Genomic DNA, 22134 nt, shown 5'->3' on the forward strand with positions numbered 1-22134 from the left:
ACGGATCGGTCGTTTTTTTATTTTACCTGCAGTGAATGCTCGTAGGCTGCTTGGAATTTTTGAATGTCCCCCGCACCCATGAATAACACGACACTGTTTTCATGTTTTTGCAATATTGATGTTGTGTTCTCCGTAATCAGCTCGGCACCGGGAATTTTATCTTGAAGATCCTCAATCGATAATTTCCCTTGATTTTCACGAGCAGATCCAAAAATTTCACATAAGTATACTTTGTCGGCCAAATTCAAACTGTCGGCGAATTCATCCAGGAATGCTTGCGTTCTCGAGAAAGTATGCGGCTGGAATACCGCTACAACTTCACGCTCTGGATACTTTTGACGAGCAGAGTCAACAGTTGCCGAAATTTCAGTCGGATGATGCGCATAATCATCAATGATGATCTGACTTCCGATTTCCTTTTCGGAGAACCGGCGTTTAACTCCGCCAAAAGTCCGCAATTGGGCTTTCACAGCTTCCGTATCCAAGTTTTCATATTTACAAAGTGCAATGACACCAAGTGCATTCAACACATTATGCTTTCCAAAAGTAGGAATAGTGAATGTATCATAGTAATTGTTCCTTACGTGCACATCAAAAGTGGTGCCATCCGGAGTGACGGAAACATTTTTCGCTTGAAAATCATTTCCTTCTGCAAATCCGTAAAAAATAACCGGTACTTTCGCCTGAATATGTGGTAAATGCTCATCATCCCCGCACGCAATAATGCCTTTGTTGACTTGAAGGGCCATCGTTTGGAAAGCCTCGAACACGTCTTCGACATTGGCGTAGTAATCAGGATGATCAAAATCGATATTCGTCATGATTGCATAATCCGGATAATATGAAAGGAAATGACGGCGATATTCACATGCTTCGAATACGAAGTAATCAGAATTCACGATTCCCTTACCCGTTCCATCCCCAATCAAGAAGGATGTCGGTTTAGCGCCCCCCATTACATGGGCCAATAAACCGGTTGTCGATGTTTTACCATGCGCTCCCGTAACGGCCACGCTGATAAAGTTTTTCATGAAATCACCTAGGAAACGGTGATAACGGATGATCGGCAAACCAAGTTCCTTTGCCTTCACGATTTCCGGATGACTATCCGGAAACGCATTTCCTGCAATGATGGTCATTCCAGTTTGAATATTTTCCTCGTTAAAAGGAAGGATTTTAATCCCGGCTTTTTCTAATGCCAATTGTGTAAAAAATTCTTTTTCGTAATCGGAACCCTGCACTTCAATATTCATATCATGCAGTATTTGTGCAAGAGCACTCATACCCGACCCTTTAATTCCCACAAAATGGTAAGCAGTCATAAAGCGAACCTCCACCAATCGTCTACCTGTATGACAGTATATGACGTCATCTTTTATTTGTTTTTTCATTACGAGACTTGTTAGAAACGCAATTTCTTCTTTGGTTTTTCATGCATATATTTTCAATCATTCATAACAAAAAACTATTATATCACTTTTTTATCCATTCATCCATGTCAGGCAGATGCCAATTTATCAAATCATTGGTTTTTTCCTCAATTAAGGTGATAATAACGGGTTTTCACCCTTTCACATTATATACAATTTCCTTTTAATAGGTTCTCTTAATTAACATGTAAAAATTCAAGTTCTTCTTCCGTAATCAAAACATCCCTTGGCCTTGAGCCCCTGGATTCGGAAACGACTCCCTGCTGCTCCATCATTTCTATTAAACGCGCTGCACGGTTATAACCGACACGGAAGCGCCTTTGTACACTCGATGCAGAAGCAGCCTGTTGGCTCACGACGAATTCGCATGCCTCGAAAAACAGTTCATCCGCTTCTTCCGTGACCTGTGCCCTGTTCAACAAGTCTTCCTGTTCAAACAGATAGTTCGGTTGCTGCTCCAATTTGACATGGTTTACGACTTGATCGATTTCTTCATCACTAACAAAAGTCCCTTGCAGGCGCACCGTTTTTGAAGAGCCGTTTTCAGCAAATAACATATCTCCTCTTCCCAACAGTTTTTCTGCACCACCGCTATCGATGATTGTACGGGAGTCGACTTGTGAAGAAACCGAAAAAGCGATCCTTGTCGGGATATTCGCCTTGATCAATCCAGTTATGACATCGACAGAAGGTCTCTGAGTGGCTACAATCAAATGAATGCCACAGGCACGGGCCTTTTGGGCAATCCGGCAAATCGCTTCCTCTACATCAGCAGGCGACATCATCATTAGATCCGCAAGCTCATCGATGATCACCAGGATATAAGGCAGCTTGCTTGAATATTGACCTGCTTTTTCCGCTTGGTCATTAAAGCGGGTGATATCACGTACACCTGCATGTACAAACAATTCATAACGCCGTTCCATTTCCTCAACCGCCCATTTCAACGCAGCCGTAGCGGCTTTTACATCGGTTATGACTGGACTGACCAAATGCGGGATTCGATTATATGGGGCAAGCTCGACCATTTTCGGATCGATCAACAGTAATTTCAACTCCTGCGGCGTCGCTTTATAAAGCAAGCTGACCAACATCGTGTTGATACAGACGCTTTTCCCCGATCCCGTTTGCCCGGCTATCAATCCATGCGGCATCTTTCTCAAATCCGTGATAATAGGCTGACCGGATATATCGAGGCCTAAAGCCACGGCAAGCGGTGATTCATGCTCTTGAAACTCAGTACTTTCCAAAACCTCGCGCAAAAATACCGGCTTGCTCTTCCTATTTGGAATTTCGATGCCAATTGTATGTTTACCCGGGATAGGCGCTTCCATCCTCATATCCTGAGCGGCAAGGCTCAATTTGATGTCATCCATCAGGTTCGTCACCTTATTCACCTTCACTCCGGGTTCCGGATGCACCTCGAAACGAGTTACTGCCGGTCCTTGCGTGACATTGACGACCTTTGCACGGACATTGAAATTTTTCAACGTCTCATCAAGTAATAAAGTCTGTTCCTCGAGCCATTCATCATCATGTACAGCATAGGTGGGAGGCGTCAGCAACTCGATATCCGGAAACACATAGTATGGATTATCATTGGCTTCCACGGAGCAAAACACTTCGGGGGTTTCGCTCTGCTTAGCTTCTGCTGCCGCCTCTATATAAGCCGGTTCTTGATTTACATTTTCAGAAATGGGAGATCCCTGTTCGAAAGACTTTGCAGGGACCGGGTTCGAACCGATATTGGATTCAACTGTATTTTCAGGCACGGCAACCGTCTCGGTTCCATGCTTAGTGTCCACTAAAGTTGGCTGAATGACCGGAGTCTCCTCCTCTTTAAACATCACTTTGCCTTCCTCCGATTTCCATTCAGGGATGGAGGATGGTTTCGCTTGTCCCGCTTCCGTTTCAGCAGCGTTAATCAGAGATCGTTTATCAGATGATGCTACTCCAATTTCGACATCAGGGCTTTTTTTTTCCGGCATCATTTTATTGATGAACCCATTTTTTTCCCTATCTTGCTTAAGCATCATCACGTTAAATGGGATATGTTTTTTCGGACGTTTAGGCTGTTCTTCCGGCATTGCCTCTGATGGATCACTTTCCGGTTGTGCCCCTTGACTGACGGATGGCTGAGGTGATTTTACAGTGACCTCCCCAGGAACCGAAATAGCTTCAGGCGTTGTTTCGTCCACCTGTTCCATGATGGAAACAGCGACTTCGCATCCAAAATCAACTTGGTCCTGTTCATAAGCCTCTTTTTCTACTGCTGGCTCATCTATACCAGGCTCGCTTACTGCTTCTTCAGGCGGTGACTCAATGGAATTCTTACGAAAGAAAGCGGGTATCTCCGAACCTTCCCTTTTTTCTTCCGTTTGTTCTGGTACAAGGACGGATGGCTCTATCGTCAATTCCTCATTGGCTTTTGGGATTTCAGGGATGGATATCGGAATCTCAATATCGGGTTCTTCTTTTTTACGGACCGGCATTTTACTTTCCAATTCATATTCGACAATTTCTTCAGTAGGGACTATTTTTTTTTCCGGGCGACGGAATCCATAAATGGGTGAAGGGATTTCCGTTGGGCGGAATGGAGTATTCGACGGGACTATTTTAGGGATTTGCTCCCGATCGAAGTTTCTCCGTTTAGGTTCAGGATCCCTCACAGGCCTTTTCGTTTCTTTGGCCGCGTTCCCCTGTTTGGGTTCGTGATCTTCCCTGTTTCTTTCCCTAGGCTTTCTTTTATTCTGCTCCCGGTCAGGGATGAGCGGAAACTTGAACTGTCCTTTTGGATATTGAAACAGGATTTTCGTATCCGGATCTGGCGTCTGTGACATTTTTTCCACTGTTTGATTGTAAACTTTTATTTCTTCTTTCTTTGACTTTGCGAGCTTCGAAAAATCCATATTCCTTAATGTCTCTTCATCAAGCGGTTCATCTATAATAATTTCTTCGATTTCAATAATTTCCTCTGCTTGGAACCATTTTTTCATCTTATTTAGCCATTTCAAACCTATCACTCTTTCTACATCTGTAGTTATGTAACTAATTCTACCAGTTATTTTTAAAATATCGAGAAAATTTGGGATTTGTATCTACTTTTTTAATCGTATTCTTTACCAACTCTACGTATTTCGCAGAACTCCTACCCTACTAAACCCCTTCTGGAATGAGTTTAAACCTATCCATCGCGAAATAACATTAGCCCCTAGTCTACTATTTAAATAAAACACCGCTGTTAAATCGCGTTTACAAAGAGATTAAGTTTTCATGCAGCCCAGGATGAAAGCTGGTCATTTCATTGCATCATCCTTCACGAAACCTCCTGTGGCATCCAAATAACGGCTGAAACCTATAAAACACCGTTCGTTAATACTGAACGGTGTTTGTGGGTTCAAGCGTTTTTTTTTGCAAACCAAGACCAATGGCACTAAGCCCAATCATAAAAACTGCATACAACCTGCGCCACTGATTTGGAAGCAATCAAAATGGCATCTTCATCAATGTCGAATTTAGGATGGTGATTGAAATATGGCTTTTCCACCCCTTTCGGTTTACAGCCAATGTAAAAGAAGCAGCCAGGAATCTTTTCCGCATAATACGAAAAATCTTCTGAACCTGAGAATACCGGAAATTCCACGACCTTCTTAATTTCTTTATCATGCATGCTTTCCAGGCTATTTTTCACGAATCCAGTCAGTTCAGGGTCATTATATAACGGAGGATAATCAGGCACATAGGTAAGTTCGCACTGAACATCAAATTCCGTTTCCACCCCTTTGACGATCCGATGGATTTCCTTATCTATCAGCTGTTGGGTCTCTGCTGTCATATAACGGACATCCCCTTCAATTTCTATACGATCCTTTATGACATTAAAGCTTCCTTTTCCATCGAAGGAGCCGATTGTGACTACCCCCATATCAAAAGGGTTCAAGCGACGGCTGATTACGGTTTGTACGGCTGTCACGAAATGGGCGCCTGCCACAATGGCGTCATTAGCCATATGCGGGGAGGAACCATGACCGCCTACACCCTTTATCGCTAACTTGAAATAGGTCCGTCCAGCCATCGAATAGCCGCCGCGATACCCGACGACCCCCGCTGGATGCGACGGAAATAAATGGATTCCAAAAACAGCATCCAGTTCATCCAAAAAACCTGATTCCATAATGCTTTTTGCTCCTCCTGGGGGTGTTTCTTCTGCATGTTGATGGATTATTTTGATAGTGCCTGATAGGGAATCTTTCAACTCGTTGATGCAGTCGGCCAGTACCAATAAATAAGCGGTATGCCCATCGTGTCCGCAGGCGTGCATGACACCTTCATTTTTTGAACGGAATGGGACCTCCGCTTCTTCTGTAATCGGCAATGCATCGAAATCCGCACGGAGACCTATCGTTTTCCCTGGTTTTCCGCCTTCGATCGTTACGATGATCCCTAATCCATTTCCTACATTCGTTTGAATCGACACATCTTTCCCTTTATAAAAATCAATGATATATTGTGCCGTTTTCTCTTCTTTGAAAGATAGCTCCGGATTCTCATGTAAATGACGGCGGATTTGAACCATTTCCTCTTTACGGGCTTCCAGCATGTTCATTAATTCACTTTTCACATTCACGATAATCGTCCCCCTTAATGTTTATTCATAAGGCTTAAAATTTTCTTTCGGTCTGGTAAATTAACTCTATTAAACTTGTATATACTTCTCGATAATAAAACAGGACCGCTGCCAAGATGGAGTTTCCCCAATGCTGACACGGTCCTTATGTTTTGCGATGATTTATTGTTCTCGCTTTTTGTTTTTACCCATAATGAAAATGGGCTCCAACTCATTATCTTCGTAAAGGAATGATAGAGCCGTTATCGGTACATGACCGCTGGCAAAGAAGCTCATGGCCATTTGCGCAAGAATATCATAACCCGTATCATTCTTCACATCGGCAATGATGATGACATCCTGATGCGGAATGGCCACAGCCATGGTCCCCTCAATCTTTTCCTTCATTTCCCGAAGCCAGGATTCATTCAGGATTCTGCTGGCATCATATCCATCATTCGTGTTCAAAAAATAAAATGCATTATCCGCGACGATATCCGACTTCATTTCAGTGGAGAGGGAACGGGCATTGAAAAGGGCAATTTCACGGATTCTGTCACCCTGCCAATTTTCCCGTTGAATCATCTTTTCATCTATAAGACGGTAGGTTTTTCCTAAATCAAGGGCATAAAAAACCCGGGTTTCAGCCGTATGCTCATCGAATAAAAATGGATTTCCTTCTTCCGATTCCATTGGAAAGGAGGTAGAGCGGATGACTGGGAAAATGAATTTCTCCTTGCCTTCCATGCTGTGTTCTTCCCCCATCACATTCAGGGCCTCTTCCACGTAATAGGTGATTTCATCGATGGCTTTTTCCTGTACGTTTTCATAGTTAGCAAGTACAGGAGGCAGCTCGATGGTGATCCCCTTCCCGGTCTTCACATTTTCCACGCGTAACGTATCTTGCTTGCTATCGAATTTGAAAGTCCGATTATCATCTTTTAACCGTTCCTTCAAGATATTTTTCAGCTTTGTGCTGTCCATTTTCATGGTTGACCCTCCTCTTCATTGAAAAATCCCCAGCGAGAAGGGGAAATTGATTATAGTGATTGTATGAATTCCTCAATTTGTTCTTGTGTTTTGCGATCCTTGCTCACGAATCTACCTAGCTCTTTGCCATTATCATAAGCGATGAAACTTGGTATTCCGAATACATCATTAGCTGCACAGACATCGATGAATTCATCACGGTCCACATAAATGAATGTGAAGTCAGGAAATTTCGTTTCAATCTCCGGCATAATCGGTTCGATTACACGGCAATCTCCACACCATGTCGCCGAAAAAAGAAAAATATGTTTGCCTTCATTTTTTAATGCATCATATTGCTCAATGGTTTGTAACTTTTCCATTTGAATATTCCTCCTGCTCTATATGTCACCTTAGTTTTTATAATCCCATCATACCAGACTCTCCGCGAATCAACCATTAATACGGATCGGTTGAATGACCGGGAAATTGGGGAGTTATCTTATTTCTGGGGCACGGATGATACGATTTCCATCATCTGTTTCGCATCGGTTTTTAAATGGTCTTTATCCGTTTCGGTTGTCAGCTTGACCCCACCGATCCCCACTGCAAGCTCATACTTTTCTTTCGGTATCTCTTTAATCGAGATAAAGCCGAATTTATCATCAGTTTGAAAGGAATGCAGCACCAAATATTGATCTCCTTGTTCCTTTATCGCCAAATATAAAACGGAGCTGTCTTCTTTTTCATTCGGATTGACAAATAATATATAAGCCTTATCACCTTTTTGTAAAATCAAATTATTATCATGTTCTTCCACTACCCTATATTCCTTTGGCAGATGGACTTGAATAAGCCCTGCCTCGAGATTGGGCTGTTTTTCATCGTCACGAAAAGCCACTTCAGCAGCCTTCATTGCCTTTTCGGTTTGTCTCTCGATACCTGAGCAGCCAACAAGCAAACTGCTTATTAACAGGAAAACAAGAAATTTCTTATTCGATAAAGCCATCTTCATTCCTCCAGCCGTCTCTTTTATTCACTTATGGATACTATTATCCTTATTTATGGAATTCATCCATTTTCTAAAAAACATGATACAATGAAAACAATTTAAATACCGAGGAGGAAAACAATGAAATTAACCGTGTATCTTGCTGGGGAGATCCATTCAAGTTGGAGAAGTGAGTTGAGAGATAAGGCTTCTGCACTGAAGCTTCCTTTAGAATTCGTCGGTCCGATGGAGAACCATGAACGCTCCGATAATATCGGTGAAGATATTCTCGGAGAACAGCCGAACCCTATTCTGAAGGATGCGGCCGCTTCCCAAATCAATAATTTGCGGACAGGTCTTTTGATGAAAAAAGCTGATCTTGTCGTCGCCCTGTTTGGAGAGAAATATAAACAGTGGAATACTGCCATGGACGCAAGCACCGCCCTTTCCCTGGGTAAACCGCTTATTTTGATTCGCCCGGAATCCCATCACCATGCCTTAAAGGAATTATCGGAAAAGGCGAGTGTAACGGTCGAATCCGTGAACCAAGCCATGAAGGTGCTTTCTTATATTTTTGAAGAAGGGTTATAAATCTCCCGCCGAAGGAGTATCCCCTTATATCAATAACGAGAAACGGTCTTTACCCCAATAAAAAGCTTGTAGGGATAATTACCCTACAAGCTAAAAGCCAATATTTATGGGTTGAAACTTATCCCTTTTTAATGGGAATCCAAATTTCCGAGTAATAGTCAGGGTTTGAAGCGTCATCATTCGCGTATACTTCCATTTCGGGAGTTCCGGCATGTTCATAACCGCTGGTAGGAAACCATTCGGAGAAGACTTGCTTCCAAGCCTTTTGAATGGCATCCGGCATAGGTCCGTGAACTTCAAATACGACCCACTTGGAAGCCGGTATCGTAAGGGTTGAAAACTCTTCAGGCACTTTCCCGGCATACTCTGCACCTATCCAATAATCCATCGTTTCATTTTTTTCCACTGCCCGCTTATCGACACATACACCAATCAAGCCATCTATTTGGCCATTGTTCAACTTTCCTAACCTATCGCTGGTTCCATCCGTATTCACTTTATCCCACAACATCGGGATCCCAACCAAATTCTCTTCATTGACCAAGGAAAACTCTTGCTTGATCCCGATCAATTGAAAGGAATCCCTTTCGAGGATATTGTATTTCATCGGTTTTGCCCCTTTCAAAATCACCTGTATCACCAGGCGTTCATAGAATTTCAGCTTCCCCATACACTTTCGTGCTTCGCTTGGAGATACTCCATGCTGCCTTCGGAAAGCTTTTGAGAATGCCTCGGGAGTGTCATAGCCATACTTGTAGGCTAAATCAATGACCTTGCCATTTGTGGATGAAATTTCTTGGGCCGCTAAGGTCAGTCTTCGACGCCTGATATATTCACCAATGGAAATATCCGTTAAAATGGTGAATGTCCGTTGAAAATGAAAAGCTGAGGCATTCGCCTGCCTGGAAATACTCTCGATTGTCAGGTCCTCCAATAAGTGCTCCTCGATATACTCGATTGCCTTTTGGATTGATTCAACCCACCCCATTCCGCTCACCCCTTGTCATCTATACTAGCAACCCCACTCATTAAAATCCTGTCAGATTCTGCTCTGTTTTGGCAGTGTTCTTTTTCCTGATTCGAACCGACATATGTACTCTTCTATCATCATTCCATGGCTATTTCAGTCATGACATGATTCAAAAATCCTACTTTTTCATTTTCAGCTTATACTCGTGTTGACCCGTAAGCATCCTCATGATATGAAGGAACATTTCCCCCCTGGTGATTCGCTCATTTGTAAACACGCCGATCGCTCCTTCCTTTTTGCTGATATTCTCCTGCATTGTGTAAGCGTCCATCACCGGACCCAACTCTTCACCGTGCAGTAGCTTCCCGGCAACAATTCCGGGCAGCGGGATTCTTGCTCCGCCAGCTACAAAGACCTCACCGTCCCTCGTGGCCATCGCACCCCAATTGCATAGAAACAGGCCTTGCTCCATTTTCACGACACCGCCTTCAAGTCCGATACCGATTTCGGCATCACTATGAATTAAGCAATTCCGGGCACGCGTCATTGCCCCATCCATCGTTTCCTCATCTGAAAATGGCTGTTCCGAGACACCGCTTTCCACTTGAAGCGATATGATTTCAGCTTCTTCATATACGTCAAGCACTGCCTTTACTTTCGCCGGATTCTTACTGCCTACTGCTATTTTCAATATGGTTACCTTCCTTCCATGTAAAAAAAAGCTGATGGAAAAGGATTCATGACAGCTCCCTTTCCATTTCAGCTTCCTCTATCAACCGTTATTTATCAATGTCTCGAATGTCGTTTTATCACAGGAACGAACCAATTTCCCGATTAGTTCACGTGCAGCGGCATAATCATCAATATGAATCATGGATGCATGTGTATGAATATAGCGGGAACAGATGCCAATCACCCCGCTTGGAATGCCTTCGTTTGCAACATGGACCTTCCCTGCATCCGTGCCGCCTTGGGAAACGAAATATTGATACGGAATGTCATTCGACTCGGCCGTATCAAGGATGAACTCCCTCATGCCGCGATGCGTAACCATCGAACGATCCAAAATACGGAGAAGCGCCCCTTTCCCCAGCTGCCCAAATTCACTTTTACTGCCGGACATGTCGTTCGCAGGACTTGCATCCAAGGCGAAGAAAAGATCCGGTTTGATCATATGAGCTGCTGTTTGCGCACCCCGTAATCCCACTTCCTCCTGCACGGTTGCTCCGGAATAGAGGATATTCGGTAATGTTTCATCTTTTAAATCTTTTAACAATTCAATCGCAAGTCCGCAACCGTAACGGTTATCCCATGCTTTTGCCAGGATTTTTTTCTCATTGGCCATCGGCGTGAACGGACAAATCGGTACAATCTGCTGACCGGGCTTAATACCGATTCTCTTCACATCTTCCTTATCATCCGCCCCGATATCAATCAGCATATTTTTGATATCCATTGGTTTTGAGCGTTGCGATTCATCAAGCAAATGAGGAGGAATCGAACCGATGACACCAATGACCGGCCCTTTATCGGTAATGATTTCGACTCTTTGGGCCAAAAGCACTTGACTCCACCAGCCTCCAAGGGTCTGAAAACGAATCATTCCATTATCCGTTACGGAAGTGACCATGAATCCCACTTCATCCATATGCCCGGCAACCAGTACAGTCGGCCCTTCTTGATTACCTCTTTTTACGCCAAATATTCCGCCAAGGCGGTCTTGGACGATTTCATCCGAATATTTTTCCAGCTCACTCCTCATGAAACTCCGAACTGCATGTTCATTTCCCGAGGCTCCCGGTAATTCCGTCAATGTTTTAAAAAGTTCTAAAGTCTCATGATTCATTTTTCTACCCCTAACCTATGTATTGTTTTATACTATTTTACAGAACTTAGCATCATGTTACACTAGAAAGTTCTAATTTATCAGTTAATGGTTAAAATTTCAAATTATTAGTCAAATAAAGCGTTCTTCTGTATACTAGAAAGAGTGATTGAAAAAATGCAATGGAGGAGAAATCAATGAATTGGAAAACGTTTTTACTAGGTACTGTAGCCGGGTTTGCTGCTGGCTATGCGACAAAACAAATATTGGATCAATCAATTAAACCTTCTCCGGATAAAGTCTTGGCCCAAGTGAAGGAAACAGTCAAAAAGGACGGAAATATATATGGCTCATGGATCTTGATGAAGCCGGAAAACTATACAAAAAATGATTTGGACTATGAAGTGTACAAAGGCGGGATCACTAGAAACACAGAGGGAAAACGCGAGCAATTCGAATTTGTTGCAGATGCCTCTACAGGAACAATATTGGAGCTTAATGCGCAAAATGATTGAAACAAAAAGGAGGGCCGTCAAAATGACGTCCTCCTTTTGCTTCCCTGCTTACCGATTCCGTTTCAATTCGGCTATTATCTCTTTACCCGTTACATCCCATTTGATGGCACAGTAGTGGGCATCATGGTAAAAGCTGTACCAGGACCCATTTTCCAGTCCGGATTTCATCCACTTTTCCTTCGCTTCGATGGAAGTCATGGGATAGTCGTCATAAGCAAGGACCCAGAGGACATTCGCATGCGCGTGCGTCGGCATGATATCTGCCATGTGAATCAATCTTTCCCCACCATCTTCAATGATGATGATTGCATGTCCATCACTATGCCCCCCTGTATGGATCATTTTAATGCCTTTCGTAATTTCTTGTTCACCTTCAAAAGGACGTACCTGCGAAGCGACAGCCTCCCAGTTTTCTGCCCAATATGTACTTTTTGAACGAATATTCGGGTTTTTCATTTCATTCCATTCAGTTTGAGTCGTAATGATTTCGGCACGCCCGAATACAGGCACCCAAGTTTCACCTTCACGTTTCGTCAAACCGCAGGCATGGTCGAAATGTAGATGGGTCATTAAAATGTAATCGATATCATTTGGTTGAATCCCAAGTCTGCCAAGATCTTCGACAAGACTGGATTCCTCCGTCACCCCAAAATTCCGTCTTTGCTTCTCATTCATCTTTCCATTACCAATACCGGAATCTATAAGCATGTTCAATCCATTTGCCTGCACTAAAATCGGATCAGTGCGTAACTCGATTTGGTTATTTTCGTTAACAGGATACTTCTTGGACCAAAGCGGTTTCGGTACAACACCGAACATCGCACCCCCATCCAAGTGAGTCACACCGCCGTTCAACCATGTTAATTTCATTTCCCCTATTTGCATCGTTTCCATTTTACCCCTCCTCTCCTATAGTTTAACACCCACTTCCATATATTGAAATTGATAACAATCATCTCATCCTCGTGAATGCTCCCCTCCCATATCAGACCTTTACGATTTCCCCCAAACGAAAGAGCCATCACAAAGGCAAACATGGTTCATGGTAGACGAAATGGTGGATATATTTCTATCTAAACCTCCGTTGAGTTTCCTTGACATCCTTGCTTATTAACTTTGTTGGACATGTATATGGCAGCATTTAATTGGTGTGAACTTATGAAATTTTATTCGGCTTAAACAAAAAAAAAACCAGATGCTGTGCACCTGGTTTCTGATCGATGATTATTGGAACATTGCTTCCAAGCGGTATATCCGGTTGCCTTTACTCGAGAACTTTTCTTCATATTCTGTCATGATATTACCTTCAAAACTGCTGTTATGCAGATCAAGGCTTACATATTTCAAGAGCATGCCGTATTCGGAAATACTCTTCAAGGAAGATTCGAATAACCCTTGGTTATCCGTCTTGAAGTGAATCTCGCCTTTGTCTGGCAGGATGCCTTCATATACTTCGAGGAATGTCTTATAGGTTAACCGACGTTTTGCATGACGCGATTTCGGCCACGGATCAGAGAAATTCAAGTAGACGCGATCCACGTCACCTTTTGCAAAATATTCCCCTAAGTTCGCTGCGTCAACATTCAACAGCTTTAAATTTGGAACATCCGCTTCAATCAGCAAGTCCAATGCAGCTACAATGACACTTCTATATACTTCAATTCCAATGAAATTCACATCAGGATGGGCTTTTGCCATTTCTGTAATGAAACGGCCTTTCCCCGTACCCACTTCAATATATAACGGATTATCGTTACCGAAAACTTCATGCCATTTACCTTTATGGCTCACTGGCTGCTGAATTACATATTGTGGAAAATCATTCAAACGGTCTTCAGCCCAAGGTTTATTTCTTAAACGCATGATGACACCCCTATTTATAATATAATCGTTCAAACCATAACACGAGTGGATGGATTCCTGCAAGATGATTTTTTCAGGAAAAGCCTGCAGGCACCCACTGACAAATAAAAAAACTGCCGGCCATCCAGGCGACAGTCTCTTTAGTTTTCATGTATAAAACTTTCCGCAAAACACACCATAAATAAGTGAAGGGCAGGCGAGAACCACCTGGGAACCCCTTGAATCCATATTTAAGATAGGAGAGGTATTATATGCCGCTTTCCCATGAACATCAAATGTCACTATTAAAAGATATATTAACCAATCATCAAACAGATTGCTGTGGATCCGTTTCTGAATGTGAACAGGTTGAAAGGCTCGTCAAATCCTTAATGGTCAATATGGATATTGACAGCAATGTAAAAACGATACTGACGGAGATTTACGAATATAGCCAGACAGGCATCGGTACCGCCGATTTAGAAGCACATATTTCAACCCACCAGAACGACTTGTCCCAGTGGGTGGATGATATAGATCAATTCTGATCAGCCAACCATCAATAATGCTTCAAGTTTTTGCAGTAATTCATTTCTTTCCTCGTACCGCTTTCTACGATGATGCCATTGGATGGAAAGCACTAGTTGTGAAACCGTGTGCCATTTCATCCTCATCTCCAGGCCTGCGTCAAGCTTCTTGCCGTAACGGGCAAGCCATTGATTCCATTCTTCCCTTGGGACATATGAATACAGGAGTACGCCGAGGTCAATGGCCGGATCGCCAATGACCGCTCCGTCCCAATCAATTAGGAACAATCCGTCGGTTTCGGTCATGAGCCAATTATTATGGTTCACATCACAATGACAGACGACTTTTTCGTCGCATTCAATCAACAGGAGATTATTCTGTAAAAAATGGATGGCCTGCTTGATAATCGGAATATCCGTAACATCCGAAGATAACCCGGTTTCTATGTCTGTAAGTATACTTTCAGGTCGTAAAGGGGATTTCCCAAGCCTTTTGAGCATGCTTAACAAAGGATCGGATTGATGAATTTTTTGAAGCAGCTTTGCGACTCTTATATTGTTCATTTCCTGCTGAGATAGCTCCCTGCCTTCCATCCAATGCTGGGCCGTAATTACATCCCCATTTTCCAGGCGTTTTGTCCACATTAACTTTGGAACAATGCCCTCAGCTGAAAGAACAGCTAAAAATGGCGATGAATTTCGTTTAAGGAAGAGCTTCTGCCCCTCTTTCTCGGCAATAAAGGCTTCTCCCGTAGCTCCTCCAGCAGGGGATATATCCCACTCCTGACCTAATAAATGTTCCAACTGGTTCACCTTCGATTTCCTCGCTTAATCATACAAATGTGGGTACGTTCACCTAGTGTATGTATTACCACTACTTTGAGTCCATGTTTAATAAAAAATCCGCCTGCCGGCGAAGCTGCATTTATACTTGCATCGGGATGATACCCGCAATTAAAAACATCCTCATTTTAGAGAAATAAAAAAATAGCTATTGAGCAATTAAACAATAGCCATAAATTAAATTTTAGTTGAAAAACGGTTTCTTCGTCAAGTACTATAAAACGATTATACGCATAAAACAAAAACAAATAAATCATTTCATATTTTTGTTTGGAATATCATCCTTGAACATGACGCGAATTTTCTCTTTTAGAACCACTGCAGCTACTTCACCCATTCCAACAATTTCCCCATCATACTGGATTTTCACTGACCCGTGGTTCTTCATTTTTATCCTTTCACCAGAAAAAGAATCAACATTTTTAATGTTTAGGTGACCGCCCCATAAAACGGTGATGAATACGGTCAATAATTTCAACATTGTAATATCATGGACCACAATCACATTCAACCTGCCATCATCCAGCTTTGACATCGGTGAAATTTTCATGCCACCGCCAAAGTAGGGCTGGTTCGCAATGACGATGAACCATACCTTTTTCAAAAGATGCCGATTTCCATCAATGATCAATTCCATACAGCTGGGCTGGTAAGAAAATATTTTTTTTATAAAAATGAACAGATAAATTAATTTACCCGCTTTGACAAAATTAAACCATTTTTTCAGAGGCGAACGGTCTGCTTCAGCTGAAATTTCAGCATCAATGCCCATTCCCAGGCTGTTAATAAAATAACCAACCTTACCATCCGTCTCGAACTGTCCAATATCAACGGCACTAAAGGCGTTATCCTGAAATAGAGAAAGCGCTTCTTCCACACTCTCAGTTTTTTGAATGCCCCTTACATAATCATTGCCAGATCCAGCCGCAAGGGAGCCGATGATTGCATGAGGAAAACCAATCGCGCCATTTATCATTTCATTGACCGTTCCATCTCCCCCGACAGCGATCATCCGGGTTTCCAGATTCGTCCCTGATAGAATTTCCTTCGTCAATCTTAGCGCATGACCCTTTTCCTCCGTAAAAAACACCTCATGGGGAACAGCTTTTGAATTCAGTATTTCCTCGGCTTTTTTCCAAATCTTCAAACTCTCTTCATTTCGAGCCATTGGATTGACAATGAAATACAGCGTATCATTAAGGTTCTGCATGCTCATTTTCCTCTGTTTGGTTATATTCAGCATCCCATTCAGGTCGCATGCTCGATGTAGTTTGACAATATTCAAGCAATGCCTGCGCCCCTTTTAGCTGCTGTGCCTTAAGAGGAGATGAAATTGCCCGCATCCTTTCAAACCATTCCGGGAAGGTCTTTTTATCCAATATCGTAATTTCATAAGGAGCTTCGGGATAATCCACATAACCATTCCGGGATAGAATCACCTTTTTAATCGGTACGTTCACTTCATAAAGCTCAAATACCCGGGAAACGATGTTCGCCATCCGATTTGCGCCCAGCATGGGGTTGAGCACTTTTTTATCAGGATGCTTATGATGCATGCGGACCCAGAACCGGTCACCCGAACCGATGAAAGCAGCGTTTTCTTCCGCTTCCAGAAAAGTGATGCACCAAGCATCAACAGGGGTCAATAAAATGACATCGACTTCAACTGGTGCATTTTTCAATAGAAAGATAGGTTTATATAATACGAGAAACGTATCCGGAAAACGTTGCAGAAAAAAACGGAGCCTTTCATCCAAAAAGAATGATTGGTCCACAAATGACTTTTCATGAAGCGTAGAACTTCCCCATTTCATTTGAAAGCGGAGCAATTGATTTAAATAATTTTGCTTTAATTCATCCAGACTGGCCGGACGGAACGGAAATCTTAATGAAAAAACATTAGTATCTTCAATCTGGCCCGGTATTGGCAGTTCTTCTGCTTCTCCCTCTGCGTCCTGTTTTCCTGTCCGGGGGAATATGCCTTTCACCTTTTTAAACAGGCCCTTTGACTCTTCCCGAGGCGTATCAAATTTGACCTGTGTTTCACTTTCAGCATGTTCACTATAGAGCCGATCTAGCTCGCCCGCTTCATAAGCAGCCTTCAATTTATCCCATTGCTGTTTTTTCAACCGGGCAAATTGTGTTGGATATCGATAAATATCCTGCTCATACCGGGAAATATAATCCTGCATCTTTATGAGCTGTGCCATTCGACCACCACCATCTCTCTCTATTTTTGGAGGTTTATCGCGAAAATCTTCTCATATGAAGGAGAAGCTCCAAGATGTGTTTGATATAACGCAACCTGGTCTGCTTCAAAATGCTTATCCTCCAAATCCGCTATCTGCCGGACGCTCTCCAACGAAAAGGGACTTACCCCCTCGAATTTCCTTGCTAGCGTTATATGAGGCTTAAACGGCTTTTTATCAAGTTCAAAACCTGCCCCTACACAGGAATTATAGATTTTCCTTTGAATGGTAAAAAGCCTTTCTTGCTGCTTGACACCTGCCCATAGAATCCTTGGACTATCACTCTTGCCGAAACCGCCGATATCGCCGAGTTCCAAACCGAATGAGGCCTCATTGGCAAGCTCGCTTTCCACACGCCCCAAAGCATCCTTTTTCAATGTATCGGGAGCATTGCCCAAAAAAGCCATTGTAATATGATAATCGGCTGGATGCAGCCATTTCTTAAATGGAAAGTCTAACTTAAGTTGTTCCGTAACAGCATTTAAATAGGACTTGATATCATCAGGTAATACTAAAGCAAAGAAAAAATGAGTATTCATGGTCAAATACATTCCTTCCTATTTTCCCTTTAATTTTACCATATTTCCAATGTATATACCTTTTCATGGACATCCTTATAAATATTCCCTCCATCAAAAAAACTGGTATATTCCCAGTCTTCCATCCTGTGAACGAAGCTATGGCGGATTATTGATACATGCGCAAGGACGGATGATCACGCGTTAGGACGGATTTAAAAACTGCACCCCGATTGTTAGATGTTTTCTAACGATTGGGATGCAGTTCAATATTGGTCTTTTTGTGCCGTTTAGCTGAACAGCGTTTCGTAAAGCAGGAACAAGTTCAGTCCGATGATAAGTACGGCAATAAGCCAAGCAATGCTTGAGGTGATTTTATGATTGACCAGGTTCCCCATGATTTTCTTATTGCTTGTAAACATGATCAATGGCACTAAGGCAAATGCGATGCCAAACGAGAGTACTACTTGGCTCATCACAAGTGCTTTAGATGGATTCACTCCCCATAATATTATCAGCAGAGGCGGAACGGTCGTAATGATCCTTCTCAAATAAATCGGTATATGTCTCTTAATGAATCCCTGCATGACCACATCTCCTGTCATTACACCGACTGATGAGCTGGATAAACCGGCAATTAATAATCCTATTCCAAAGAACATCGCGACTGATGGTCCAAGCATGGCACCGAATTGTTGATAGGCAACATCCAAATCCTCTACAAGCATTCCATTCTTATGAAATAGGGCAGCTGAAACAATGACCATGGCGGCATTGATTCCGCCTGCGATCAACATGGCGATGACAATATCAATTAGTTCAAAACGAAAAATCCTTTTTCTTTCCAAATCGTTTTTACCGACAATTCGCTTTTGAGTTAAAGAGGAATGAAGGTAAATCGCATGTGGCATAACGGTAGCTCCAAGCATACCCGCCGATAGTAATATACTGTCCACTCCCTCGAATTTTGGAGTGAAGAGTCCTAAAACAATGGCTGAAGTGTCAGGTTTTGCATAAAAAACTTGAGCACCAAAGGCAATCACCACAACAAATATCATGACCGTGATCAAGGCTTCGAATGTTCGAAAACCTCTGCGCTGGATTTCCAAAATGGCAAAAGAACCAATCGCTGCAATGATGGCCGATGTAATAAGCGGTAAGTCAAATAACAAATAAATTCCTAGTGCCGCTCCTATGAATTCAGCTAAGTCGGTTGCCATTATAACGGCTTCGGCCTGAATCCATAATAAGAAAGATGTCTTTTTCGAAAATCTCTCCCTGCATAACTCAGGAAGGTTCTTTCCCGTGGCTATCCCCAATTTAGCTGATAGTGATTGAATTAGCACAGCCATTAAATTGGATGCGAAGATAACCCATAATAACGTATAGCCATATTTAGATCCGGCTGTGATATTGGTAGCATAATTCCCTGGATCAATATAGGCAACAGCTGCTATGAAGGCCGGCCCTAGATAGGGAAGCAGTTTTTTGATTCCTCTCGAAGAAGAATGATGCAACACATCGGACATATCTATCTCTACTCCTTTTACACGCAACTCAAATTGTTGCAACAGGTAAACTTTTTAAGTTAATACCAAGTATATTCCTGGATCTTGAAAATGTCAAAAAGGAAAATCGGGAAGTTCAAACTGAATTAAACTGCATAAGGAGGGGGTGAACGGAGGCATGTAAAAAGGGATCCGGACATGATTTATTTCACTTCAGACTTGAAGTCAGGCAATGAAAATGTCTGGACATGCAAGATTCATTCCGAGTAATTGCTGAATAATAAAAACCCCTTGCCGATTGCGGCAAAGGGGACTTTGATCTATTTAAGGGTACCGCATTGCTTCTCGATTTCCTCGGAAAACAGTTTTTGCAGTCTTTGGGTTATCGGACCGGGTTCCCCGGCTGCAATCGATTGGCCATCAATATTAATAATTGGAGTCACTTCGACGCTTGTGCTCGTATAAAGGACTTCATCTGCTGCCATCATGTCCTCGACCGTAAAGGCTTCTTCGACATAGGGAATTCCATGATCTGTGCAAAGTTTCAGCATTACCTGACGGGTGATTCCATTCAGGATCAAGTTGGTGGCCGGATGTGTTTTAATTAGCCCATCCACCACGATTGAAACATTGGACGAACTTCCCTCCGTCACCGTACCATCACGATGCTGGATCGCTTCATCACAACCAGCTTCGACCGCTTGCTGTTTAGCCATTATATTACCCAGTAGATTTAAACTTTTGATATTACAGCGAAGCCAGCGTATATCGTCGGTCGTAACAGCCTTGACCCCTGGCTTCATTTTTCCTGTATAAGGAATTTCCTTGGTATAGGCAACAAAGACCGGTTCCACCTCTGTAGTTGGAAAAGAGTGTGTACGCGGCGATGCTCCCCTTGTCAGCTGCATATAGACGATGCCGTCCTTCAGTTGATCTTCAGTGATCAGCTCTTTCATGCGGGCTTTGATTTCCGCTACAGTAAAGGGAACTTTCATCTGAATCAACTTCGCACTGTCCATCAGCCGGTTCAGATGCATGTCCCCCGCAAATAATTCGCCATTATAAACCCGGATGACTTCATAGACGCCATCGCCGAATTGATATCCCCGGTCTTCAATATCTACCTTTACTTCGGACCTGCTTTTAAGGTCGCCGTTGAAAATGATTTTTCCCATGTCTTTCTCCCTCTTTGCCTCTTATTTAGCCAATTCATGAATGGCACGTGCATAAATGGACGTAGCCTTAAGCATATCTTCAATATCAATATATTCATCTTTCTGATGCGCAATATCTTCGCTGCCAGGGAAAAGCGGACCGAATGCAACGCCTTCCTTCAATGAACGGGCGTAGGTGCCGCCACCAATGGAAAGGAGTTCAGCTTTCTCACCTGTTTCCGCTTCATAAACTTGCTGCAAAGTCTTAATCAAGAAGCTTTCACTGTCCACATAATGCGGAGTGGAATGCGAATTGGTCTTCACTTTCAAAGTATATGCCGCTAACCTATCTTCCAATGCCGCCTTTTCCGCTTCCCACTCAAACGTCACCGGATAACGCATACTGAAACCAATCGAGCTGTCCCCTTGTTTTGAATAATTGAAAACGCCGGCATTGATTGTCAATTCACCTGTTTGCTCATCCGAATATGCAAGGCCTAAATTATTTCCACGGGAATCTTCAAACAAGCGATCCTTGATGAAAGTGAAGTAAGCTTTAGCATGGGGATCAAGAGTAAGATCAGCTAGAAATACGGCTAAATGCAGACCTGCATTAATGCCATTTTTCGGTTCCATCGCGTGTGCCGAAACACCATTCATTTCAAGAAGCACTTGATTTTTTTGTGGAACGGCTTGGCCCTTCAATGAGTATTTTTGCAAATAATCCTGATAGTTTGCCACCACTTCAGCAGGGTTAGCCGCTTCCACAATCGCCGTAGCAAAATCCGGTACCATATTCGTCCTTCTACCTGAAGAAAATTCCATGACATTCACGTTTGAGTTCGTACCATTTCCTGCATCGGCAGGGTGTATAACCGAGAAATCCCAGATTCCCTTTTCCGCACTGATGATCGGGAAGTCAGCATCCGGCGCGAAGCCCATCGAAGGCATTTCCTCCACTTCAAAGTACCGGTCAACGCAGCGCCAGTTCGATTCTTCATCCGTTCCAATGATCATCCTCACACGTTTGTTCAAAGGTTTCCCTAGCTCCCGGACCAGCTTCATTGCATGATAGGCTGCCATCGTCGGCCCTTTATCATCGATTGCCCCACGAGCATATATGCGGCCATTACGGATTTCAGCACCAAACGGATCCGAACTCCATCCATCTCCTTCGGGTACCACGTCGACATGGCATAATATCCCGATTAACTCCTCGCCTTCACCCATTTCAATATGGCCAGCGACATTATCGACATTTTTCACAGTAAAACCGTCTTTTTCGGCTAATTGAAGCATGTAATCAAGGGCTTCCTTCACCCCTTTACCGAATGGGGCCTCCTCTGTCGGATGTTCTTCATCCAGTACACTTTTTATTTTCAGTAAGTTTTGTGTGTCCAGTAATAAGTCCATTTTCCGTTTTTCAACTTCTTCTCGCCAATTCAATTCACTCACAATACGACAACTCCTCTTGTATATATATTTTTCATTTTATCACTTTTACTATCTGATTCGCCAAGCGTAGCTACCTTTTTCTTCGTATTCCCGTATTATTGCTAAGGTCAAACTACCGATAAAATTCCTTATATAAATAAA

General features: G+C 42.8%; 21 protein-coding genes. 3 read left to right on the top strand and 18 right to left on the bottom strand.

Annotation, left to right across the window (positions count from 1 at the left end; genetic code table 11):
* Nucleotides 1-17: 17 nt before the first annotated feature.
* From murC to ACDZ29_RS03105, 6 genes are all read right to left on the bottom strand, one after another.
* Nucleotides 18-1322 (bottom strand): UDP-N-acetylmuramate--L-alanine ligase, encoded by a 1305-nt coding sequence (murC, locus tag ACDZ29_RS03080; RefSeq protein ID WP_375091088.1) that lies wholly within the window; start codon nucleotides 1320-1322, stop codon nucleotides 18-20.
* 284 nt (nucleotides 1323-1606) lie between these two features.
* Nucleotides 1607-4426 (bottom strand): DNA translocase FtsK, encoded by a 2820-nt coding sequence (locus ACDZ29_RS03085; protein WP_375089831.1) that lies wholly within the window; start codon nucleotides 4424-4426, stop codon nucleotides 1607-1609.
* Nucleotides 4427-4863: 437 nt separating this feature from the next.
* Nucleotides 4864-6051, bottom strand: coding sequence for an amidohydrolase (locus ACDZ29_RS03090; protein WP_375091089.1), 1188 nt, complete (start codon nucleotides 6049-6051; stop codon nucleotides 4864-4866).
* A gap of 168 nt (nucleotides 6052-6219) precedes the next feature.
* A complete protein-coding gene (locus ACDZ29_RS03095; protein WP_289326048.1) occupies nucleotides 6220-7026 on the bottom strand; it encodes a DUF1444 domain-containing protein in 807 nt (268 codons plus the stop codon).
* A gap of 50 nt (nucleotides 7027-7076) precedes the next feature.
* Complete coding sequence (locus ACDZ29_RS03100) at nucleotides 7077-7388, bottom strand: thioredoxin family protein (RefSeq protein WP_134783638.1); 312 nt, start codon at nucleotides 7386-7388, stop codon at nucleotides 7077-7079.
* 119 nt (nucleotides 7389-7507) lie between these two features.
* The gene (locus tag ACDZ29_RS03105; RefSeq protein ID WP_370016069.1) at nucleotides 7508-8014 is read right to left on the bottom strand and encodes a hypothetical protein; all 507 of its coding nucleotides are present in this window, start codon (nucleotides 8012-8014) and stop codon (nucleotides 7508-7510) included.
* A gap of 123 nt (nucleotides 8015-8137) precedes the next feature.
* Here ACDZ29_RS03105 and ACDZ29_RS03110 point away from each other — a divergent pair, with 123 nt between their 5' ends.
* Complete coding sequence (locus ACDZ29_RS03110; RefSeq protein WP_289326051.1) at nucleotides 8138-8587, top strand: YtoQ family protein; 450 nt, start codon at nucleotides 8138-8140, stop codon at nucleotides 8585-8587.
* 118 nt (nucleotides 8588-8705) lie between these two features.
* Here the strand turns inward: ACDZ29_RS03110 and ACDZ29_RS03115 are convergent, their stop codons facing one another.
* The 3 genes from ACDZ29_RS03115 to ACDZ29_RS03125 form a co-directional block, all read right to left on the bottom strand.
* Nucleotides 8706-9575 (bottom strand): AraC family transcriptional regulator, encoded by an 870-nt coding sequence (locus ACDZ29_RS03115; protein ID WP_289326052.1) that lies wholly within the window; start codon nucleotides 9573-9575, stop codon nucleotides 8706-8708.
* Nucleotides 9576-9735: 160 nt separating this feature from the next.
* Nucleotides 9736-10248 carry a DUF84 family protein gene (locus tag ACDZ29_RS03120; RefSeq protein WP_375089833.1) on the bottom strand — a complete coding sequence of 171 codons (513 nt, stop codon included), beginning with the start codon at nucleotides 10246-10248 and terminating at the stop codon, nucleotides 9736-9738.
* 81 nt (nucleotides 10249-10329) lie between these two features.
* A complete protein-coding gene (locus tag ACDZ29_RS03125) occupies nucleotides 10330-11403 on the bottom strand; it encodes a M42 family metallopeptidase (RefSeq protein ID WP_289315318.1) in 1074 nt (357 codons plus the stop codon).
* A 176-nt stretch (nucleotides 11404-11579) separates the two neighbouring features.
* Between ACDZ29_RS03125 and ACDZ29_RS03130 the strand changes: the two genes are divergently transcribed.
* Nucleotides 11580-11897 carry a PepSY domain-containing protein gene (locus ACDZ29_RS03130; protein ID WP_289315317.1) on the top strand — a complete coding sequence of 106 codons (318 nt, stop codon included), beginning with the start codon at nucleotides 11580-11582 and terminating at the stop codon, nucleotides 11895-11897.
* A 48-nt stretch (nucleotides 11898-11945) separates the two neighbouring features.
* Here ACDZ29_RS03130 and ACDZ29_RS03135 read toward each other — a convergent pair whose 3' ends face one another.
* The gene (locus ACDZ29_RS03135) at nucleotides 11946-12791 is read right to left on the bottom strand and encodes an MBL fold metallo-hydrolase (protein WP_289315316.1); all 846 of its coding nucleotides are present in this window, start codon (nucleotides 12789-12791) and stop codon (nucleotides 11946-11948) included.
* Nucleotides 12792-13121: 330 nt separating this feature from the next.
* Nucleotides 13122-13760 (bottom strand): tRNA (guanosine(46)-N7)-methyltransferase TrmB, encoded by a 639-nt coding sequence (trmB, locus tag ACDZ29_RS03140; RefSeq protein WP_289315315.1) that lies wholly within the window; start codon nucleotides 13758-13760, stop codon nucleotides 13122-13124.
* A 251-nt stretch (nucleotides 13761-14011) separates the two neighbouring features.
* Here trmB and ACDZ29_RS03145 point away from each other — a divergent pair, with 251 nt between their 5' ends.
* Nucleotides 14012-14287 carry a YtzH-like family protein gene (locus ACDZ29_RS03145; protein WP_289326054.1) on the top strand — a complete coding sequence of 92 codons (276 nt, stop codon included), beginning with the start codon at nucleotides 14012-14014 and terminating at the stop codon, nucleotides 14285-14287.
* Here the strand turns inward: ACDZ29_RS03145 and ACDZ29_RS03150 are convergent, their stop codons facing one another.
* The 7 genes from ACDZ29_RS03150 to pepV form a co-directional block, all read right to left on the bottom strand.
* The gene (locus ACDZ29_RS03150; protein WP_375089834.1) at nucleotides 14288-15070 is read right to left on the bottom strand and encodes a phosphotransferase; all 783 of its coding nucleotides are present in this window, start codon (nucleotides 15068-15070) and stop codon (nucleotides 14288-14290) included.
* Between the two features lie 292 nt (nucleotides 15071-15362).
* On the bottom strand, nucleotides 15363-16325 hold the full coding sequence (locus ACDZ29_RS03155; protein ID WP_375089836.1) for a diacylglycerol/lipid kinase family protein: 963 nt from the start codon (nucleotides 16323-16325) through the stop codon (nucleotides 15363-15365).
* Nucleotides 16306-17319, bottom strand: coding sequence for an NERD domain-containing protein (locus ACDZ29_RS03160; protein ID WP_375089837.1), 1014 nt, complete (start codon nucleotides 17317-17319; stop codon nucleotides 16306-16308). The genes ACDZ29_RS03155 and ACDZ29_RS03160 overlap by 20 nt, the downstream gene beginning before the upstream one ends.
* 20 nt (nucleotides 17320-17339) lie before the next feature.
* A complete protein-coding gene (gene thpR / locus ACDZ29_RS03165) occupies nucleotides 17340-17897 on the bottom strand; it encodes an RNA 2',3'-cyclic phosphodiesterase (protein ID WP_370016076.1) in 558 nt (185 codons plus the stop codon).
* A gap of 269 nt (nucleotides 17898-18166) precedes the next feature.
* Nucleotides 18167-19405 carry an Nramp family divalent metal transporter gene (locus ACDZ29_RS03170; RefSeq protein WP_353957920.1) on the bottom strand — a complete coding sequence of 413 codons (1239 nt, stop codon included), beginning with the start codon at nucleotides 19403-19405 and terminating at the stop codon, nucleotides 18167-18169.
* Between the two features lie 299 nt (nucleotides 19406-19704).
* Nucleotides 19705-20559 (bottom strand): D-amino-acid transaminase, encoded by an 855-nt coding sequence (gene dat, locus ACDZ29_RS03175; RefSeq protein ID WP_370016077.1) that lies wholly within the window; start codon nucleotides 20557-20559, stop codon nucleotides 19705-19707.
* A gap of 21 nt (nucleotides 20560-20580) precedes the next feature.
* Nucleotides 20581-21993, bottom strand: a complete 1413-nt coding sequence (gene pepV / locus ACDZ29_RS03180) for a dipeptidase PepV (RefSeq protein WP_289326059.1) — start codon at nucleotides 21991-21993, stop codon at nucleotides 20581-20583.
* Nucleotides 21994-22134 lie beyond the last annotated feature (141 nt).

It is taken from the genome of Peribacillus sp. RS7 (assembly GCF_041956845.1).
In the GTDB taxonomy this organism is placed as follows: Bacteria; Bacillota; Bacilli; order Bacillales; family DSM-1321; genus Peribacillus.